We start from the raw sequence: 18,806 nt of genomic DNA on the forward strand, positions 1-18,806 counted from the left end.
GGGACAGGGGGTGATGCCCATCTTCGCACGGATGGGCCCGACCCCGGGGGATGGCTTCGGGCCTTCCTCCGCGAGCCAAGCCCCGGTATGGAGAGGGTATGAGACTCCCTATCGCCCTGGTGGCGCTGGCCCTCCTCCCGGCCTGCAGCTCGGACAAGAACAGCGGCGGCGACGACCTGGCCGCCTGTGAGCAGTCGGAGTTCGACCTGAAGGGCTGCAACGTCGCCTCGCTGGATGCGTTCGCGAGCGGCGGCCCCTTCAACCTGCAGCTGACCAACACGGACGGCACCCCCGCGGGCGTCGCCGGCATGGCGCTGGACCCCACCGGCGCCCACTCCACGTTCTTCGGGCAGCAGCAGGACGTGCAGGTCAAGCTGGGTGGCGGCACCTTCTTCGCCAGCGCGCCCTTCAATATCAACGGCACTGACGGCCAGGTGAGCATCGCCGGTTGCGAGGCCACGAGCGGGCGGCAGCTGCGCGGCTTCTTCCGCCGCTGCAACGTGGGCTTCAACTCCGTGGAGGGCACCTTCGTCGCGGAGCAGCTCGTGCGCCGCGACGGCGAGGCCGAGTCCTCCGGCAACCTGCAGCTGGTGGCGGAGCGGCCCCTGTCGGGCGCGCTCGCCACCTCGCTCTACGTGAGCGGCAACACGGCCTACGTCATCGCCGAGAACACCGGCATCTTCCGCTACGACATCACGGATCCCACCAACCCCACCTCCCTGGACTCGGTGACCATCGCCGCGCGCAAGGACCTGGTGGGCACCACCGACCGCTGGGCCTCGGTGGCCGTGGTGGGGGACAACCTCTTCGTCACCAGCGACGTGCGCGGCCTGCTCGTCTTCAACCTCAAGAACCTGGCCTCCGCCGCCCTCGTGCTCCCGGCGAGCATCGCGGACGCGCGCGCCCTCAACAACCTGCACTACGACGCCGCGAAGGACCACCTCTACGGCTTCAGCCAGGAGAGCGGCGGCGTGCTGGCGTACGGCACGCCGGGCGCCACGCCCACGCTGCTCGGCAACTACCTGTCCGGCGCCTCCCCCTCCACCGGCGATGCGCCCCTGGACGGCGCGGCGCGCGGCGACTTCCTCTACCTGAGCCACGGCACGGCCGGCCTCGTGGTGCTCAACGTGAGCAAGCCCGAGGCGCCCGTCCGGGTGGGCGTGCTGCCGGCCGCCAACAACAGCCGCACCCTCGTCCTCGGCGACTACCCCTCGAACAAGGTCTACGCCTTCGAGACGGGCGCGTTCTGGGGCTCGAAGGTGCGCGTGCTGGACGTGACCAACCCGCTCAACATGTCCGCCGTGGGCCCGGGCTATGCCACGCGCGACGCCGTGCCGGTGAGCCGCATGGCCTTCGCCAACAACAGCCTCTACGTCGCGTACGCGCAGGACGGCCTGCGCGTGCTGGACGTGAGCAACCCCGCGAGCCCCGTGCAGAAGGCCTACTTCAACACCTGGCGCGCGAGCGACCCGGGCCACGGCCTGCGCTTCACCGAGGGCGCCACGGGCGTGGCGCTGGGCAGCAACGGCTACGTCTACGTGGCGGACACCACGCGCGGCCTGATGGTCTTCCGCGAGGGCGCGGGCGCCGCGGGCAGCGCCCAGGGGGGCGCTGCGCGGTGAACGAGGGGCCTCCCTGCGGACGCTGCCAGAGCGTCCCCCACCGCCTGGAGGGGGCAGGGCACCTCTTCGTCTGGTCGCCCATCGGGCACAGCTTCGGCAAGCTGGTGGCCTACCTGCGCGCCACCGGCCGCGCCTTCGACCTGCGCCCCGAGGCGCAGTGCGTGGTCGTCCACTTGAGCGCCGCGGAGCTGCTGCCCTTCGCGGTGGGCGCCGCCGGCGCCACCACGGGCGAGGAGGCGCGCGGCATGCGCGTGCTCTTCAAGAGCGAGGGCGGCGAGCCCGAGCTCAGCGACATCCCCAAGGTGGGCAGCCTCCAGCAGTTCATCACCATGAGCCAGAGCGGCTGGCTCGTGGACATGCTCTCGGAGGGCCGGCTCACCAGCCACTTCCAGCCCATCGTCAGCGCGCAGGACACGCGCCAGGTGTACGCGCACGAGGCGCTGCTGCGCGGGCGCGAGCGCGACGGCACCACCGTGGCCCCGGGGCGCATGCTGCAGCTGGCGCGCGAGGCGGACCTGCTCTTCCAGCTGGATCTCGCGGCCCGCACCTCGGCCATCCGCGAGGCGGCGCGCTACCACCTGGACACGCCGGTGTTCATCAACTTCAGCCCGGCGGCCATCTACGATCCCAACTTCTGCCTGCGCTCCACGGTGAACGCCATCACCGAGGCGGGCATCGCGCCGCACAACGTGGTCTTCGAGATCATCGAGTCCGACCACAGCTCGGACGTCTACCACCTGCGCGGCATCATCCACTTCTACCGGCAGGCCGGCTTCCGCGTGGCGCTGGACGACCTGGGCGCGGGCTACTCCTCGCTCAACCTCATCCACCAGCTGCGCCCGGACATCGTGAAGCTGGACATGGAGCTCATCCGCCACATCGACGCGGACCCCTACAAGGCCTTCATCACCCAGAAGCTGGTGGAGATCGCCCAGAAGCTGCGCATCCAGACCGTGGCCGAGGGCATCGAGACCCCCGAGGAGCTGCGCTGGGCGCGCGCGCACGGCGTGGACTTCGTGCAGGGCTACCTCGTGGCCCGGCCCCAGAGCCCGCCGGCCGGCACCACGCCCTTCATCGCGGTGTGAGCAGCGCGCCGCCCTGGGCGTTGAGCGAGTCGAGCCGCGCGCCGCGCAGGTGCGCCGCGGCCTCCTGCAGCGCCACCCGCGCGAAGTAGTAGTCGCGCCGGCCCACCGCCTCGGAGACGCCCTCGAGCAGGGCGCGCGCCTGGTCGGCCCCGAGCGCCGCGTTGCCCTGCCCGGACGCGTCCGCGCTGCCCACCACCTGGTCCAGCGCCGAGAGCACCTGCGCCATCTGCCCGTCCACCGCCGTGGTGTCGCCCACCGCGAGCGCCGCATCCAGCCCCACCAGCGTGTCCGTCACGCCCTCCATCGTGGCGAGGCGCTCCGTGCGCGCCGCCTCGAGCTCCTCGGCGCGTGCGTGCGCCTCGTCGACCTCGGCGCGCAGGCGCTGCGTCTCCTGCACCAGCGCCTCCTGCTGCTCGCGCATCTGCTGGTCCTGCGCCTGCAGCGCCTGCACCTGCGCGCGCAGCGCGGCCTCCGACTCCTGCGGGCTCGCCGCGGACGCGGGGCCGTCGATCTCCATGGCGTCCATTGCCACCGTGCCCGCCGGGTCCGCCTCGGGTCCTTGCGCCGGCGCCTGCGCCTGCGTGTCCCGGCCGGTGTCGCGGGGCGTGGTCGTGCCTGAAGTCGCCGCTCCGGTCGAGGTGGCGCCTGAAGACGTGGCTCCGGTCGACGGGGCGCCGGAGCCGCCCGTCGCGCCGCCCGAGCCGCCCGTGCCCGGCGCGGTGCCGGTGCTGCCCGGCGCGGTGCTGCCCGCCCCCGGGGCGAACTGGGGCGTGGTGCCGCCATCCCCGCTGCCGCCCGTGCCGGGGAAGGGCGAGGGCACGGTGTACGGGGAGCCGCTGCCCGCATCGGCCGCGTCCGGCAGGGTCACCGAGCCCGAGCCGCCCGTGCCGACGTTGGCGCTGCCCTGCGCGGAGTCGGGCGCCCCCGTAGGCGTGCCCACCCCGCCGTCCAGCGTCCCCGCCGCGGACTGCGCCTGGCCCTGGCGCTGCTCCTGCGCGCTCTGGGCAGCGCTCTGCGTGCCGCTCTGGGAGGTGGCCGGGTACTGCGCGAGGGTGAGGGAGAGGAGGAACCAGGGAGCCATGCCCCGCAAGATGTTCACGCGTGCACACCCGGGCCACGAGGCCACCGGGCCCGCGCCCGGGCGGCCTGCAGGCGGGCGGGCGCTCAGCGCGCCTGCCGCCCCCGGGCGCGCAGCAGCGCCTCCGCCACCTGCGTGCCCGAGGCGAGCGCGCCTGCGACGGTGCCCTCCTGGCCACGGGGGGCGAGCGCCTCGCCCGCGAAGTAGAGCGTGTCCTCCACGGGCTCTCCGAGGGCGGCGCGCGCCGGCAGCGCCCCGGTGGGGATCACGCAGTAGCCGCCGCGGGTGAAGGGCTCCTCCTGCCAGTCCTGGACGCGCCAGCTCTCCAGCTCGGCCCGCAGCGCCGGGCGCGGGCGCGAGAAGAGCCGCGCGAGCGTGCCCAGCGCCGCCTCCAGCACCGCCCCCGGAGGCTCGCCCCCCAGCGCGAGCGCCCCCGAGTCGCCCACCCAGCCCACCAGGTGCGCGGTGCGCTGCGGCGCGAGCGTCCACCAGGTGGGGAAGGGCTGGCCCGGCGCGTGGAAGAAGTCGTAGGGGGCGCTCGCCGCGTGCTCGCGCCAGAAGGCGTGGCGAAAGCGCAGGAGCACCTTCACCAGCGGCCCCATCTCGAGCGCCCCCGCCGCGCGCTCCTTCTCGGGCAGGGCGGGGCGAAAGCGCAGGGCACCCGCCGCGTCCGGCGGCGCGCGCAGCACGCCCACCGGCAGCGTCACCAGCAGCCGCTCGGCCTCGAAGAGCCCCAGCGCCGCGCCCTCCTGGGTGGCCGCGAGCACCTGCACCCGCCCGCGCTCCCAGCGCACCTCGCTCGCCACCGCGTTGAGCACCAGCGCTCCGGGCGCGAGCCCGCGCGCGAGCGGCGCGAGCACCCGCGCGTAGCCCTCCACGGCACGCGAGGGCGCGATGCCGCCGGTGGCCCCCACGCCCCGCTCCATCTGCGCGATGGCGCGCGCGCTCGCGCGCTCGTAGGGCGCCGCGTAGAAGCCCTCCACGTAGGTGCGCGCGAGGGCCCGCCTCTTCGCGGGCCAGCCCTCCGCGCGCGCGCGGGCCGTGAGCACCTCGCCGATGGCGCGGTCCTCTCCGGCCTCGAGGTCGCTCGAGGCACGGGTGAACGTGTCCCCGAAGTCGAAGGCCGCGTCCCCGTCCTCCAGCTCGCCTCGCCACCACAGGCCGTGGTGGTCCGGCATCTGCCGCAGCCGCACGCCGGCCGCGCGCGCCAGGCGCAGCACCTCGCGGGGGCGCCCGTGCACGAACTCCGCCCCCAGCTCCAGGGCGAGCCCCGTGCCGTCCTCGTACACGGTGGCCACGCGGCCGCCCACCCGGTCGCGCGCCTCCAGCACGCGCACCGTGAGCCCTGCGCGCTGCAGCCGCACGGCCGCCGCGAGCCCCGCCGCCCCCGCCCCCAGCACCAGCACGTCCGAGCGCCGCTCCATGGCGCTCAGGGTGGGCACGGGGCGGGGCGGCCGCCAGCTAGATGCTGATGCGTAACCCCATGCCCACCTGCACGGTGGGCGCGGGGATGGGCGGTACGAAGCCTTTGCTGAGGTCGGCCGGGTTCAGCGGGATGGTGTCCGGGTCCAGTGCGAAGCGGAACTCTCCGCCCCGGGTCCCGTAGCTGTAGGCCGCGAAGGCGTTGACCGAGAGGTAGCGCAGCACGCGCTGGGTCATGTCCAGCCGGCTGATGTACGAGCGGTCCGAGAGGTTGCCCAGCGTGGAGAGCGTGAAGGTGCTGTCCTCCAGCTTCCCCGGGGCGAGCAGCACCAGGTAGATGCCCGCGTAGTGCCGCCCCAGGTAGAAGGGCGTGAACTGGTTCTTGAAGATGAGCAGCGGGTAGACGTCCTCACTGGGGTAGCCGGTGGCGTTGTAGAAGTACTCCACGCCCACCGTGGCCTGGTCGGTGTCGGTGTAGGCGAAGTCGTAGCTCGCCCCCACGGTGCCCTGGGGCGTGAGCCCGTGGGGCCGGTGGCCGTCCACGAGTGCCGGGTCCTCGAGGACGTCCTGGAGCGTGGTGCCCTCGGGCACGTTGTACACGTCCGCGTCCGAGCGCGTCTTGAGCGCGAGCTCGCCGTATACGTCGAAGGGGCCCACCGCGGACGAGACGTCCAGCCCCAGGCGCGGCCGGCGCGTGCGCTGCAGCACGCCGCTCACCCCCAGCTCCGCGGGCCCCAGCACGATCTCGGCGCGCAGCGCGCCGCCCACCTGGTTCACGGTGCTCGCGGGCCCCGCGTTGTCCAAGAGCCCGATGGCGTAGAAGTTCCAGCCCTTCGCCTCCCAGGGCACGTGCAGCTTCACCATGGAGGCGCCCGTGCGGGCGTCGAACACGGCGAGCGGATCCAGCCGCTGCGGGGTGAGAAAGTCGGTGGGGTTCCAGAAGCGGCCCGTGCCCCACTTCACGTGCTGCTTGCCGAGCGTGAGGAACACCTTGCGCGCGATGTCGAAGCGCAGCCACGCCTGATCCAGGGCCACCTGCGCCTGGGCCGTGGTGGGGGCTCCCGCGGTCGTGATGACCCCGCTCGAGGCGGTGGTGCGCGCGTTCGTGGAGTCGAAGGTGAGGCGGGGCGCCACGAAGCCGCGGATGCGGTCCGTGGGGCGCGCATCGAAGTAGCCGTCCACCAGCGTGGGCGCGGCGATGGGTGTCTCGCCGAAGGAGGCCCCCTCCACGCCGCGCATCTCCGCGCGCAGGTAGAAGAAGCCGCCCAGCTTGAGCGGGTCGTCCGCCGTCTCCTCGGTCTCGAAGGTGTTGGGCCCGGTGGGCCCACTCAGCGCCTCCTCGTCGCGGCGCTTCTCGCGCCCGCTCTCGTCCACATTGGGAGGCTGGTCCGGCTTGGCGTTGGGAGCGGGCGTGGGCTTCGCCTCCGGCTCCTGGCCTCCGCCGAAGAGGCTGTCTTCTGAAGGCCGCTCGGGCGTTCCCGCGTCCGCGGGCGAGGCGGGAGCCTGCGCCGGGGCCTGCGGCTGCGCGGCCAGGGGCGTGCCCGCATCGGGCGCCGAGGGGCCCCCGAACAGCGCGTCCTCGTCCGGCCGGCTCTGGGCGGCTGCGGGCAGCGCGAGCAGCGCCGCCAGCAGCAGGGCAGGGCGCAGGGGGCTCATCGGCTCTTACTCTCGAGCCAGGCCTTAGTGAAGATGTTGGCCTCGAGCGGGCGCAGGTCCACGGTCTTGATCAGCACGATGGTGCTGTTGGCCTTCTCCACCTCGTCGAAGAAGCGCATCTCCTGCGGGTACCACACGTCCGCCTTCTTCGACTCGCTGTAGAGCTTCTGCCACTTCGGGTAGTACGCCGTGCGCAGCAGCCGCCCGCTCAGCGCGAACTCCTGGCGCTTGAGCACGTTGCTCGTGTCCGCGTCCACCCACAGCTTCACCACGGGGTAGGCCACGTCGATGCCCGGCTTCGCGCTGAGCGTGAGCATGTGCACCTTGAACTTGCCCAGGGTGCCGTCGCCCTCGAACTTGGGCGTGTACTCCTCGGCGAGCCGGCTCTCGTCGAAGTCCGCGCGCCGGCTGTCCGTGCCCGCGATGCGCTCGCGCTCGGTGCGCCGCTCCCACTTGCCCACGTTGGGATCGTAGCTCCAGAGGTTCTTGTCCAGGCGCAGGTAGCCCTTGCCGCTCTCGCCCTTGGGCTTGGTGAAGAGAATCATCAGCTTGTCGTCCGCGTCGCGGCGGAAGACCAGCGCCTCGCGCGCCGTGTCGAGCTTGTCCTTCTCTTTCTGCTCCAGGTACACGAGCGAGCGGTAGTCGCCGCTGTTGCGCTGCCGGTCGTCGATGGTCTTGAGCAGCTGCAGCATCTGCGCGTCGTCCAGCGCGTGCGCGGCCAGGGGCGCGAGCAGGCACACGGCCATCACCGCGGCGAGCAGGGGCAGCTTCGGGGTCTTCAGGGCATTGCCGTAGGAGCGCATGGTGCTCGGAGTCCTCAACCGATGTGGTGCATCGCCGTGACCGGCTTCATCCGGGCGGCGAGGAAGGAGGGGATGAGGCTGATCAGCGTGGTGCACAGGGTGATGAAGAGCACGCTGCGCGCGACCGAGGCGGGCACGACCGCCAGGTGCAGCTTCTCGGACATGATCAACAGCTGCACCCCCAGCGGCACCGAGACGTCCCACAGGTTCACCAGGCCGCAGATGCCCAGGCCGATGACCGCGCCCACGAGCGTGCTGAGCAGGCCCAGGGACAGCGCCTCGAGCAGGAACATCACCAGCACGCGGCTGCGCTGCATGCCGATGGCCCTCAGCGTGCCGATCTCCCGGGTGCGCTCGCGGATGGCGATCCACAGCGTGTTCATCACGCCCACCGCGATGATCACCAGCAGCACGAAGATGAGCGCGCCGGTGAGCGCGTCCAGCGCGGTGAGGGTCCACTTGATGAAGGAGATCTCGTCCTCCCAGTTGGTGATGTCCAGCTTCTGCCCCGTCCAGCCCTCGCGGTTCACCGTCTCGAACTTCATCCAGAAGGCCTTGGGGTCGTTGTCCATCACCTGGTAGCCGGCCTTGGGCAGCTCCTCGCGCAGCCGCGCCTGCACGCGCGGGATGTCGTCCATGTCCTTGAGGTAGAGCATCAGCGCGCCGGTGGAGTCGTCCTTGAGCTGGTACAGCGTGCGCAGCGTGCTGCTGGGCACGAAGATGTTGAACGAGCTCATCAGCCCCACGTTCGCGGCAATCGCCGCCACCCGCACGTCCAGGGTGTTGTTCACCCCGCGCAGGGTGGGCGCGGAGAGCGTGAGCGTGTCGCCCACCTTCACCTCGAGCTTCTTCGCCTGCTCCTCGAAGAGCAGCACGGTGCCGTCCTGCGCGAGGTCGTCCAGGCGGCCCTCGCGCACCTGGATGACCTTGCGGAAGCCCGGCTCCTTGTCCACGTCGATGCCGCCCATGCCCACCTGCAGGCTGCCGGTGTCGCTCACCGCCTTGGCCCAGCCGCGCCCGCGCTGCACCGCGTAGTCCAGCTCCGGCACCTCCTGGCGGATGAGCGCCATCAGCTTGGGGTAGCCCACCACCACGGGCGAGGACTGGCCGGCCGTCACCTTGTAGAAGCCGCCCACGTTCACGTGGCCGGTCATCAGGGTGGTGGCGCTCTCGAGCATGGTCGCGCGCATGCCGTTGCCCAGCCCCATCAGCACCACCAGCAGGGCGGTGACGCCCGCGATGGCACCTCCGAGCAAGAGGGTGCGGCGGCGGTGGGTGCCGAGGTTTCTCAGGGCGATGATCAGCAGTTGGAACATGGGCTCACTCGTCCGTCTGCATCGCCTTGAGGGGCGAGACCCGCGTCGCGAGGAACGCGGGGTAGAGGGTGGACAGCGCCGAGACCACCAGCACGATCACGAACGCGGCGACGATGTTGCTCGCGCTCAGGAAGGGGAAGAGCCGGGGGCCGGAGAAGAAGAAGTAGAGCGCCTCGTTGGGGGCGGGGATGCCCACGTGCCGCAGCCACAGCACCACCCCCGAGCCCAGCAGCGCCCCGCTGCCGCCGAAGAGCAGCCCCAGCGTGAGCGTCTCCACCAGCACCATGGCGAGCACGAAGCCGCGCTGGGCGCCGATGGCCCTGAGCGTGCCCACCTCGCGCGCACGCTGCAGCGTGGCCATCATCATGGCGTTGTTGATGATGACCAGCGCCACCACGAAGATGATCAGCACCGCGAAGTAGAGCACCAGCTTCGCCACCAGCACGAACTGGCCGATGAGCCCGCTGGCCTGCTGCCAGGACACCACCTTGAGCTTGAGGCCGGCCGCATCGGCGCGGGCCTGCAATGCGCGCAGGGACTCCTGCAGCTTGGACGGGTCCTTGAGCATCACCGCGGCGTTGAGCACCACGCCGTTCTCGATCTCGTCGCGCGAGTACACGCGCTTGGCCAGGTCCTCGTTGCGCAGCGCGCGCGTGTTGGAGCCCGGGGGGCCTCCCAGCGAGCTGCCCTCGTCGATGAGCCCCGGCGTCGCCTCGGCCACGAGCGTGCTGCCGCTGTCCGAGCCGAACAGCTCGTCCTCGGCCTTCGCGCGGTCCACCGCCTTGGCGCCGCTCGCCTTCTTCATCTCGGAGATCTCGGCCTTCTTCTCGTCCGTGAGGTAGCCGTACAGCTCGCGGAAGGAGACCAGGTCCATGAGGCTCAGGCCGCCCGCGAGCGCGCTCTTCTCCAGCCCCTTGAACTGGTAGGTGCCGTAGATCTTCACGTTCACGCTCTGCACGTAGCCCGTGCGGGTGAACGCGGTGATGGTGAGGCTGTCCCCCATGCGGATGCGGTAGAGGTCCAGCAGCGGGGCGAGCTCGGCGTAGAACTGCTGGTAGCGCTGGTCGAAGTTCTGGTCGTCCGTCTCGAGGAAGCGGGCGAGCAGCTTGCCCAGGTCCTGCTCCTGGCTTCCCAGCAGCTTCTGCAGCCGCTCGGTGGCGGTGCGGGTCTTGATGGGGTCCAGCTGGTAGAGGATCTCGCGCGTCTGGCTCGTGTTCTCCTTCACCCAGCGCTGCAGCTGCGGGTCCTTCGCGATGGTCTTCTTGTTCAGCGTGCGCGCCTCCTGGATCTGGTCCAGGCGCCGCGCCGTCTTGAGCTTCAGCTGGTCCTCGTAGAAGAACTTGGAGAGCAGCAGGCCGCGGTGCCCCGGGGGCACGGGCTGGCCGTCCACGACCTCCATGCGGTCGAAGGTCTTCTGGAACGCGTCCAGGTCCGTGCCCACGTAGCGGATGTAGAGCAGGTCCCCGTCGGCGGCCTGCGGCGCGATGCGGTTCTCGAGGAACTCCAGCGCGTCGAAGGGGGCGCGCTCGAAGCCCGCCCAGAAGTCCTCGCTCAGCGCGCGCTCGAGCGCCTTCGTGTTCTCCGGGTCGATGGACTCCTCGCGCGTGAGCGTGCGCAGGTTCTTCTGGTCCGCGAGCAGCAGCTGCACCATCTGGCGCACGTGCGCCTTCAGGCTGTCGATCTGCGCGCGCAGCTCCGGCGTCTCGCCCTGGCTCTGGCGCCGGTTGTACAGCTCGCGCAGCCGCGCCAGCGTCAGGTCGATGGTGTTGCCCGAGGTGATCAGCGCGCCGCTGGTCCCCATGGGCACCACGGTGGCCACGTTCGGGTCCTGCTCGAGCACCTTCTTGATGCGGGTGAAGCTGTCGATGGCCGCGAGGTCCGCCTCGCCGCCCATCTGCCCGTACAGCGCGAGCTCGTCCTTGCTCTGCGCGGAGTAGACCTGCAGGTGGCCTGCCACCGAGCCGATGATGCTGCGGCTCATGGCGCTGTCCATGCTGTCCAGCAGCGCGCCGCCCACCACCACCAGGCAGGTGCCCAGCAGGATGACGAAGCCGATGACCAGGTTGATCTTGCTCTTGAACAGGTTGCGCAGCGCGACCTGCAGGAGCAGCGCGAGCTGACCCATCAGTGCCCCCCTGCGGCCAGCGCCACGCCCGCCTCGGCGGGGGTCACCCGGTTCACGATCTTCCCGTCCGCCAGCAGCACCACCGCGTTCGCGTGGGTCATCACCTTGGCGTCGTGGGTGGAGAAGATGAAGGTGGTGCCGTCCTTCTCGTTCATCGCCTTCATCAGGTCGATGATGTTCTGGCCCGTCACCGAGTCCAGGTTCGCCGTGGGCTCGTCCGCGAGCACGATCTTGGGCCGCGTCACCAGCGCGCGCGCCACCGCCACGCGCTGGCGCTGGCCGCCCGACAGCTCGTTGGGCCGGTGCTTCGCGTGGTTCGCGAGCCCCACCTGCTCGAGCAGCCCCATCACGCGCTCGCGCCGCTCGGCCGCGTTGAGCTTGCGCTGCAGGAGCAGCGGGAACTCCACGTTCTGGAACACGCTGAGCACCGAGACCAGGTTGAAGCTCTGGAAGATGAAGCCCAGCGTGTGCAGGCGCAGGTTCGTGAGCTGGCGCTCGGTGAGCTGCTTCGTGTCCTGACCGTCCACCTGCACCACGCCCTCGGTCGCGGTGTCCACGCACCCGATGAGGTTGAGCAGCGTGGTCTTGCCCGAGCCCGAGGGCCCCGCGATGGAGATGAACTCGCCGTGCTGCACGTCGAGCGTGACGCCGCGCAGCGCGGGGACCTCCGTCTTGCCCAGGTGGTAGACCTTGGTGACGCCGGAGATGGACACGATGGGGGGCATGGACGGGGACCTTTCAGGGGGGCTCCAGAGTACGGCCTGCCCCCGACGCGCGACCGGATCGCGGCGCGACTTAATGGGCGCCTGCGCGCGGCGTCAATTCCGAATCCCCGCCTTCACACTTCTCCACGGAGGCGCTCTCGACGGCGGCACGCGCACGTGACGGACGGATGCAACGGTGCCCGCGGGTCTCGTACGGGGGTACGAGGCGCGCGGGCACGGAGGACTGCCTGCTGCCGTGAGGGTGGAAGCTAGTAGTCCGAGGGAGGCTTGCTGCTCGAGCCCGTGTTGCCCTCGGGCGAGGTGCCCTTGTCCGGGCCCGGCTCGGTGGCGCTGTCCTTCGTCGTGTTGCCGCCGGTGCCGCGCGTGTCGCTGCCGCTGCCGCCCGTGCCGTCCATGGTGCTGCCCGAGCCGTCCGAGCCGGCCGTGTCGCTGGTGCTGCTGCCGCTGCCGCCGGTGCCGCCCATGTCGCTGCCGGTGCCGCTGCTGCCGCTGCCCGGGCCCGGGGTGGGGGCGGGCGTGGCGGGCGGGTTGGCCGCGGGGCTGTTGCTGCCCGCGCCGCCCGTGCCGCTGCCGTTGGCCGAGCTGCTGGTGACGGAGATGGTCTGCGCCACGTTCTCGGTCTTCTTCACCTGGAAGCTCGCGCGGATCTCCTGGCCCTCCTTGAGGTCCTTGGCCTGGGTGAGGTTCGCGTCGGTGAAGCGGGTGTGCTTGTCCGTCTTGAGCGGGACGATCGCCCCCATGTGCTCCACGTGGATGGTCTTGCCGTCCACCTTCACGATGCGGCCGGTGAGCTCGCCGCCGGTGGCGCTGGCCGTGTTGCTCCCGCTCCCGCCGGTGCCCTGTGCAGTGTCACCCTGCGTCGTGCTGCTGCTGCTCTGCCCGGCGCTCGTGCCCGTGCCGGTCTGGGGCGGCGCCGTACTGCTCCCGCTCTGGGCGAGCGAGAGGCCAGAGCCCATGAGCGCGACCGAGGCGAGCAGACCGATGAGTTTCTTCGACATGGAGCTCCTCCTGGAAGGGACCAGCGTCAAAGGTAGGGACGGCGCGAGCGGGTGATACGTATCGCCCGCCCCGCGCCCCGTGGAGCAGGGGAGCCTCCGGGAATGGGCCCCGCCGGGCGCGTTCGCGGTAGCATCCGGACAGCCGAGCGCTGGCGGGAGCCCGCGCGGGACGCAGGAGGGGCGGCCGTGGCATCGGGCAAGGTCATCAAGGCAGAGGGCAGCGGGCGCGGCGGCGTGGTGAGCGCCGAGGTCTACGACGCGCACCAGGCGGCGCAGGCGCTGCTCGAGGAGGCGCGGCGCGAGCGCGAGCAGCTGCTCGCCCAGGCCCAGCGCGAGCGCGAGGCCGTGCTCGCCGAGGCGCGCGCCCAGGGCCGGCAGGAGGGGCTCGCGCAGGTGACCGAGGAGCGGCTGCGCGCGCGCGCCGAGGCCGCGGCGCTGCTGGCGCGAACCGAGCAGGACGCGGTGGCGCTCGCGCTGCGCATCGCCGCCCGGCTGCTCGGGCGCGACGTGGAGCGCTCGCCGGAGCTGCTGGTGGACCTGTGCGCGAGCGCGCTCGCGCAGCTGCGCGGCGAGCGCGCGGTGGTGCTGCGCGTGCACCCGGACGCGGCGGCCGAGCTGCGCCAGCGCCGCCCCGAGCTGCTCGCCCGGCTCGCGCCCGGCGTGGACGTGACGCTGAAGGAGGACCCCTCGGTGCAGCGGGTGGGGTGCATCCTGGAGACGGACTCCGGCACGCTGGATGCGCAGCTGGACACCCAGCTGCAGATGCTCGAGCGGGTGCTGCTGCCCGAGGGCGCGCGCTAGGCCATGGGACTGGATCTCTCGCGCTACCACGCCCTGGTGCAGAGCGCGCCGCTGCTGCGCGCGCGCGGCCGGGTGACGGAGCTCACCGGGCTGGTGGTGAAGGCGCGCGTGCCCGGCGTGCGCGTGGGCGAGCTCGTGTACGTGCAGGGCCGCGAGCGCGCCCGCGTGCGCGCGGAGGTGGTGGGCTTCCAGGGGGACGAGGTGATGCTCATGCCCCTGGGCGAGCTCGCGGGCCTGGGCCCCGACTGCGAGGTGCTGCCCACGGGCCGCCCGCTGTCCATCCTCTGCGGGGACGCGCTGCTCGGGCGGGTGCTGGACGGAGTGGGGGAGCCCATCGACGGGCGGCCCCTGCCGGAGGGGCTCACCCCCTGGTCCGTGGACCGTGACTGCCCGGACCCCTTCACCCGCCTGCGCATCGAGCGGCCGCTGCCCCTGGGGGTGCGCGCCATCGACGGGCTGCTCAGCGTGGGCGAGGGCCAGCGCGTGGGGCTCTTCGCGGGCTCCGGCGTGGGCAAGAGCACGCTGATGGGGCAGATCGCGCGCAACGCGGGCTCGCAGCTCAACGTCATCGCGCTCATCGGCGAGCGCGGCCGCGAGGTGCGCGAGTTCATCGAGGATGCGCTGGGCGAGGAAGGGCTGCGGCGCAGCGTGGTGGTGTGCGCCACCAGCGACCAGCCCGCGCTCGTGCGCCTGCGCGCGGCCTTCGTGGCCACCGCCATCGCCGAGTACTTCCGCGAGCGCGGCGGCAACGTGCTCTTCATGCTGGACACGGTGACGCGGCTCGCGCGCGCGCAGCGCGAGATCGGCCTCGCGGTGGGCGAGCCCCCGGCGCGCCAGGGCTATCCGCCCAGCGTGTTCTCCCTGCTGCCGCGCCTGCTCGAGCGCACCGGCAACAGTGCCCGCGGCCGCTGCACGGCCCTCTACACCTGCCTCGTGGCGGGCGGGGACATGGAGGAGCCCATCGCGGACGAGGTGCGCGGCATCCTCGATGGCCACCTGGTGCTCAGCCGCACGCTGGCCGAGCGCAACCAGTGGCCCGCCATCGACGTGCTGGCGAGCCTCAGCCGGGTGATGAACGGCATCGTCTCGCCCGAGCACCGGCGCGCGGCCGGCCGGCTGCGCGAGTCGCTCGCCACCTACGAGCGCCAGCGCGACCTCATCCTGCTGGGGGCCTACCGCAGGGGCAGCGACCCGCGCACGGACGCCGCCATCGACGTGCACGACGCGCTGCTCACCTTCCTGAAGCAGGACACCCACGCGAGCGTGCCCTTCGAGGAGACGGTGCGCGCGCTGCGCACGCTGTTCCCCGAGCCGTGAGCGCCTACCCGCTGCAGACCCTGCTCGAGCTGCGCGAGGGGGCGCAGGGCGAGGCCGAGCGCGCGCTCGCCGAGGCCGTGCGCGCGCTCGCGCTCCAGGAGGCGCGCGAGCGCGAGCTCTCCGAGGCGCTCGAGCGCGCGAGGGAGGCGCGCGCGCGGCGGGTGGAGGCGCAGCACGCGCAGGCCCTCGCCGGGGGCGCGGACGCCGGCGCGCTCTCGGCGATGAACGGCTACCTGCGGCAGCTCGCTTCGGAGGAGGCCGTCCAGGTGCAGGCCCTGCAGCGGCAGCGCGAGGCGGTGGCGCAGGCGCAGCAGGCCCTCGAGGCCCGGCGCGAGGCGCTCGCCGAGGCGGCGCGCGAGCACGAGGTGCTGCAGCGGCACCGCGAGCGCTGGGAGCTCGAGCGGCGCCGCGCGCGCGAGGCGCGCGAGGAGCAGGCGCAGGAGGAGGTGGGCAGCGCCCTCTTCCTCGCGCGCCGCCGCCCGTAGCCTCCTGGAGCCCGCTCCGGAGGCCCGGCGCGAGCGCGCTCGGGCCCCCGGCTGCACCGCCCGGACTACTGCTCCTTGCTCTGCTGGTACATCAGGGTGCAGGGACCCGAGCCACCGCCCACGGCGGCGCACAGGTGCTCGCCGGCCTTGAGCGAGAACTGGTTGGAGTGGGACGCGTCCTTCGCCCCCGAGGGCTTCGTGCCCGGACAGACGGCCGTGGTGCTCACGTACATGGTCAGAGAGCCCTCCTTGCAGCTCTGGCGCACGGCCGTGAGCGTGGCAGGGCCCTCGAGGATGTGATCCCACGTGGCGGCGGTGCTCGCCGTGGAGACCAGCCGCTCCTTCGCGTCTGGCGCGCTGCCGCTGCCAGACTTGGCCGACTGCTCCGCGGTCTTCGCGGCGGCACAGCCGGTGACGGCGAGAATGCAACCCAACAGCATCGACGTGACTTTGCGCATCGGGGTTTCCTCCGTGAGGGGTGACTGCGCGGAAATCTAGGGCCGCCCGGCCCCTGCGCAGCCGCCTGTCCTCGCGGAGATGAGGCGCACCGTTGGGTTATTCACCTGCGCGCCCGCAACCCGCCTGCTGAGCAGCCGGGCAGGGCTCGCGCGCTCGGCGCGAGCCCCCGGGCCCCGTCCTCAGGCCCCGCAGGCCCTACGCCGGTACCTGCTCGCGCGGCAGGAGGCTCTCCACCTGGCGCTGGATGCCCTGCAGCTGGTGCAGCTGCTCGCGCAGCTCCGCGCGCATCTCGTGCCCGTCGGTGTGGAGGACCTCGTCGTGCAGGTCCTCGATACTCTCGGCGAGGCACGCGTGGAGGAGCTGGACCTGCTGCGGGGAGAGCTCGAGGAGCATGGGACGCCTCACTGTCGGGACAGCGGTGACATTCCTCCCTCACACCGGAGGGAGCCGGTGCGCCGCGCGCGGAGGGCGGGTGCCAGCCGCGCAGACGGTCGCGGAACACCCGCAATGTAGCACGCGCCGAGGACGCAGGCCGGCGCCTGCCCCCGGCTGGGTGGGCAGGCGCCTGGCGTGCTGCGTCATCGGCGCGTGGGAGCTGCGGTGGAGCGCGTGCGCGCGGACTAGCGCAGCGCGATGAGCGAGGCGACGAGCAGGGACACCACGCTCATCACCTTGATGAGGATGGCCACGCCCGGGCCCGAGGTGTCCTTGAACGGGTCACCGACCATGTCGCCGACCACGGCGGCCTTGTGCACGTGCGAGCCCTTCGCGTGGCCGGGCAGCTTGCCCTTCTCGATGTACTTCTTGGCGTTGTCCCAGGCGCCGCCGGCGTTCGCCATGTAGAGCGCCATGGTGGCGCCCACCACGAGCGCGCCCGCCAGCAGGCCCGCGAGCGCCGCGGGGCCCAGGATGTAGCCCACCAGCGGCGGGGCCACCACGGCCACGAGGCCCGGGAAGATCATCTCGCGCAGCGCGCCCTTGGTCGCGATGTCCACGATCTTCTTCGGGTCGGGGTCCGCCTTGAGCTCCATCAGGCCGGGGATCTCGCGGAACTGGCGGCCGATCTCCTCGACGATGGCGCCCGCGGCCTTGCCCACCGCGAGCATCGTGGAGGCGCCCACCATGAAGGGCAGGATGGAGCCGAGCAGCAGGCCCACGATGACGCGCGGCTCGGTGAGCAGCAGCTGGATCTTCTCCATGCCCGCCGCCACGCGCACGTGGTTCACCTCGAGGTTGAACGCCGAGAACAGCGCGATGACCGTGAGGGTCGCCGAGCCGATGGCGAAGCCCTTGCCGATGGCCGCCGTGGTGTTGCCCACCGCGTCCAGCTCGTCCGTGATGGCGCGCACCTCGGGGCCGAGGCCGGACATCTCGCTGATGCCGCCCGCGTTGTCGGAGATGGGGCCGTACGCGTCCACCGTCATCACCACCGCCGTGCCGCCCAGCATGCCCACCGCCGAGAGCGCGATGCCGTACAGGCCCAGCGCGCGGTCCGCGATGTACGCCACCAGCGCGATGGTGGCCATGGAGATGCCCACGCTCTCCATGCCCACCGCGAGGCCGCGGATGAGGTTGGTGCCGGCGCCCGTGATGGACGCCTCCGCGATGCGCTGCACCGGCTTCGCCGAGGTGTAGTAGTCCGTCACCAGGCCGATGATCGCGCCGCCGAAGGCGCCCGCCGCGAGCGCCACCGTGATGGCCTGCGAGAGGCCGAACAGGTTCATCATCACGAACGAGAGCAGCACCAGGATGACCGGGGGCATGATCAGCGCGCTGCGCAGCACCTGCGCGGGGTTCATCTTCTTCAGCGCGCGCGCGATGAAGATGCTCAGCAGGCTGACCACCAGGCCCACCGCCGAGAGCACCAGCGGGAGCACCACGCCGGCCACCCGCGCGCCGCCCAGCGAGGCATCCGACGACGCGCCCTCGAGCGCGAGGCGCGAGAGCTGCTCGGAGTTCGCGGTGAGGGCAATCGCCATCGCCGCCACGATCGCCGCGACCATGGACTCGTAGATGTCCGCGCCCATGCCGGCCACGTCACCCACGTTGTCGCCCACGTTGTCCGCGATGACGCCGGGGTTGCGCGGGTCGTCCTCGGGGATGTTCTCGATCACCTTGCCCGCGATGTCCGAGCCCACGTCCGCGGCCTTGGTGTAGATGCCGCCGCCCACGCGCGCGAAGAGCGCGATGGAGCTCGCGCCCACCGCGAAGGAGTGCAGGATGGGGGAGAGGTGCTCGCTGCTGCGGAAGGCGTAGTACACCGCGCCCATCCCGAGCAGGCCCAGGCCCGCGACCGCGAGCCCCATCACCGCGCCGCCGTCCAGCGCCACCAGCAGCGCGTTGGGCTTGGAGCCGCCGCGCGCCGCCTGCGCCGTGCGCACGTTGGCGAAGGTCGCGGCCTTCATGCCGATGTAGCCCGCGAGCAGCGAGAGGAAGGCGCCCAGCACGAAGCACAGGCTCGCCGTCCAGCCCAGCGCGAGCCCGATGAGCACGGCCACCACGGCGCAGTACACCGCGAGCACCTTGTACTCGCGCACCAGGAACGCCATCGCGCCCTCGCGGATGTAGCCCGCGATGCGGTTCATGGTCTCGTTCCCGTCCGGCAGCGCCTTGACGCGGAAGTAGAAGAACGCAGCGAAGAGCAGCCCGACCGCACCGATCACCGCGGGCGCGACCGTCCAGAAATTCGAATCGAGACTCGAGAACTCCATTGATTTCTCCAGAGCGGCGCCGGGGGCCTTCCCACCGCTCCGCTCTCCTTCCTCACGATGTGGCGGGGCCCTATACGGGAATTCCGGCCATGTGGGGAGCCCGGTCGTGAACGGATCTCATCCGGCGGGAAAGGCGCGCGCGAGAGAGAGCCTGCGCGCCGGCAGGCGGTCGCTTCTGAGCCCATGCCGCCCGTGCGCTTCGC

16 protein-coding genes are annotated in these 18,806 nt (G+C 72.1%); 5 read left to right on the plus strand and 11 right to left on the minus strand.

Annotation, left to right across the window (positions count from 1 at the left end; translation table 11 throughout):
* Positions 1–98: 98 nt before the first annotated feature.
* Positions 99–1,622, plus strand: coding sequence for an LVIVD repeat-containing protein (locus FGE12_RS20875; RefSeq protein ID WP_194798118.1), 1,524 nt, complete (start codon positions 99–101; stop codon positions 1,620–1,622).
* A complete protein-coding gene (locus FGE12_RS20880) occupies positions 1,619–2,707 on the plus strand; it encodes an EAL domain-containing protein (protein ID WP_194798119.1) in 1,089 nt (362 codons plus the stop codon). Before FGE12_RS20875 ends, FGE12_RS20880 begins: the two co-directional genes overlap by 4 nt.
* On the opposite strand, the gene FGE12_RS20885 is transcribed toward FGE12_RS20880, so the two are convergent.
* The 8 genes from FGE12_RS20885 to FGE12_RS20920 form a co-directional block, all read right to left on the minus strand.
* Complete coding sequence (locus FGE12_RS20885; protein ID WP_153868290.1) at positions 2,694–3,788, minus strand: hypothetical protein; 1,095 nt, start codon at positions 3,786–3,788, stop codon at positions 2,694–2,696. The two genes, FGE12_RS20880 and FGE12_RS20885, sit on opposite strands and share 14 nt — an antisense overlap.
* A gap of 83 nt (positions 3,789–3,871) precedes the next feature.
* The gene (locus FGE12_RS20890) at positions 3,872–5,227 is read right to left on the minus strand and encodes an NAD(P)/FAD-dependent oxidoreductase (RefSeq protein ID WP_153868291.1); all 1,356 of its coding nucleotides are present in this window, start codon (positions 5,225–5,227) and stop codon (positions 3,872–3,874) included.
* A 19-nt stretch (positions 5,228–5,246) separates the two neighbouring features.
* Positions 5,247–6,863: a hypothetical protein gene (locus tag FGE12_RS20895; protein ID WP_153868292.1), complete on the minus strand. Its 1,617-nt coding sequence runs from the start codon at positions 6,861–6,863 to the stop codon at positions 5,247–5,249.
* On the minus strand, positions 6,860–7,666 hold the full coding sequence (locus FGE12_RS20900) for an outer membrane lipoprotein-sorting protein (RefSeq protein WP_153868293.1): 807 nt from the start codon (positions 7,664–7,666) through the stop codon (positions 6,860–6,862). The genes FGE12_RS20895 and FGE12_RS20900 overlap by 4 nt, the downstream gene beginning before the upstream one ends.
* A 14-nt stretch (positions 7,667–7,680) precedes the next feature.
* Positions 7,681–8,982 carry an FtsX-like permease family protein gene (locus FGE12_RS20905; protein WP_153868294.1) on the minus strand — a complete coding sequence of 434 codons (1,302 nt, stop codon included), beginning with the start codon at positions 8,980–8,982 and terminating at the stop codon, positions 7,681–7,683.
* A gap of 4 nt (positions 8,983–8,986) precedes the next feature.
* Positions 8,987–11,107, minus strand: a complete 2,121-nt coding sequence (locus FGE12_RS20910; RefSeq protein ID WP_153868295.1) for an ABC transporter permease — start codon at positions 11,105–11,107, stop codon at positions 8,987–8,989.
* Positions 11,107–11,832: an ABC transporter ATP-binding protein gene (locus tag FGE12_RS20915; RefSeq protein WP_153868296.1), complete on the minus strand. Its 726-nt coding sequence runs from the start codon at positions 11,830–11,832 to the stop codon at positions 11,107–11,109. The genes FGE12_RS20910 and FGE12_RS20915 overlap by 1 nt, the downstream gene beginning before the upstream one ends.
* A gap of 248 nt (positions 11,833–12,080) precedes the next feature.
* Positions 12,081–12,830 (minus strand): hypothetical protein, encoded by a 750-nt coding sequence (locus tag FGE12_RS20920; RefSeq protein ID WP_153868297.1) that lies wholly within the window; start codon positions 12,828–12,830, stop codon positions 12,081–12,083.
* A gap of 186 nt (positions 12,831–13,016) precedes the next feature.
* On the opposite strand from FGE12_RS20920, the gene sctL reads away from it, so the two are divergent.
* Genes sctL through FGE12_RS20935 form a run of 3 tightly spaced genes read left to right on the plus strand, consistent with a single transcriptional unit; the run spans position 13,017 to position 15,433 of the window.
* Entirely contained in the window at positions 13,017–13,631 is a 615-nt protein-coding gene (sctL, locus tag FGE12_RS20925) for a type III secretion system stator protein SctL (protein WP_194798120.1), read from the plus strand.
* Positions 13,632–13,634: 3 nt separating this feature from the next.
* Positions 13,635–14,948 carry a type III secretion system ATPase SctN gene (gene sctN / locus FGE12_RS20930; RefSeq protein WP_153868299.1) on the plus strand — a complete coding sequence of 438 codons (1,314 nt, stop codon included), beginning with the start codon at positions 13,635–13,637 and terminating at the stop codon, positions 14,946–14,948.
* Complete coding sequence (locus tag FGE12_RS20935; protein WP_153868300.1) at positions 14,945–15,433, plus strand: flagellar assembly protein FliH; 489 nt, start codon at positions 14,945–14,947, stop codon at positions 15,431–15,433. The genes sctN and FGE12_RS20935 overlap by 4 nt, the downstream gene beginning before the upstream one ends.
* Positions 15,434–15,498: 65 nt before the next feature.
* Here the strand turns inward: FGE12_RS20935 and FGE12_RS20940 are convergent, their stop codons facing one another.
* From FGE12_RS20940 to FGE12_RS20950, 3 genes are all read right to left on the minus strand, one after another.
* Positions 15,499–15,891, minus strand: coding sequence for a hypothetical protein (locus FGE12_RS20940; RefSeq protein WP_153868301.1), 393 nt, complete (start codon positions 15,889–15,891; stop codon positions 15,499–15,501).
* A gap of 196 nt (positions 15,892–16,087) precedes the next feature.
* The gene (locus FGE12_RS20945) at positions 16,088–16,285 is read right to left on the minus strand and encodes a hypothetical protein (protein WP_153868302.1); all 198 of its coding nucleotides are present in this window, start codon (positions 16,283–16,285) and stop codon (positions 16,088–16,090) included.
* A 227-nt stretch (positions 16,286–16,512) separates the two neighbouring features.
* Positions 16,513–18,603, minus strand: coding sequence for a sodium-translocating pyrophosphatase (locus tag FGE12_RS20950; protein WP_153868303.1), 2,091 nt, complete (start codon positions 18,601–18,603; stop codon positions 16,513–16,515).
* Between the last annotated feature and the right edge of the window lie 203 nt (positions 18,604–18,806).

The organism is Aggregicoccus sp. 17bor-14 (genome assembly GCF_009659535.1).
GTDB lineage: Bacteria > Myxococcota > Myxococcia > Myxococcales > Myxococcaceae > Aggregicoccus.

What these genes read in the sequence shown, in the direction of transcription:
- sctN (WP_153868299.1), top strand. Translation starts at nt 13,635, where the DNA reads ATGGGACTGGATCTCTCGCGCTACCACGCCCTGGTGCAGAGCGCGCCG.
- FGE12_RS20875 (WP_194798118.1), top strand. Translation starts at nt 99, where the DNA reads ATGAGACTCCCTATCGCCCTGGTGGCGCTGGCCCTCCTCCCGGCCTGC.
- FGE12_RS20950 (WP_153868303.1), bottom strand. Translation starts at nt 18,603, where the DNA reads ATGGAGTTCTCGAGTCTCGATTCGAATTTCTGGACGGTCGCGCCCGCG.
- FGE12_RS20885 (WP_153868290.1), bottom strand. Translation starts at nt 3,788, where the DNA reads ATGGCTCCCTGGTTCCTCCTCTCCCTCACCCTCGCGCAGTACCCGGCC.
- FGE12_RS20910 (WP_153868295.1), bottom strand. Translation starts at nt 11,107, where the DNA reads ATGGGTCAGCTCGCGCTGCTCCTGCAGGTCGCGCTGCGCAACCTGTTC.
- FGE12_RS20920 (WP_153868297.1), bottom strand. Translation starts at nt 12,830, where the DNA reads ATGTCGAAGAAACTCATCGGTCTGCTCGCCTCGGTCGCGCTCATGGGC.
- FGE12_RS20940 (WP_153868301.1), bottom strand. Translation starts at nt 15,891, where the DNA reads ATGCGCAAAGTCACGTCGATGCTGTTGGGTTGCATTCTCGCCGTCACC.
- FGE12_RS20915 (WP_153868296.1), bottom strand. Translation starts at nt 11,832, where the DNA reads ATGCCCCCCATCGTGTCCATCTCCGGCGTCACCAAGGTCTACCACCTG.
- FGE12_RS20900 (WP_153868293.1), bottom strand. Translation starts at nt 7,666, where the DNA reads ATGCGCTCCTACGGCAATGCCCTGAAGACCCCGAAGCTGCCCCTGCTC.
- FGE12_RS20945 (WP_153868302.1), bottom strand. Translation starts at nt 16,285, where the DNA reads ATGCTCCTCGAGCTCTCCCCGCAGCAGGTCCAGCTCCTCCACGCGTGC.
- FGE12_RS20895 (WP_153868292.1), bottom strand. Translation starts at nt 6,863, where the DNA reads ATGAGCCCCCTGCGCCCTGCCCTGCTGCTGGCGGCGCTGCTCGCGCTG.
- FGE12_RS20905 (WP_153868294.1), bottom strand. Translation starts at nt 8,982, where the DNA reads ATGTTCCAACTGCTGATCATCGCCCTGAGAAACCTCGGCACCCACCGC.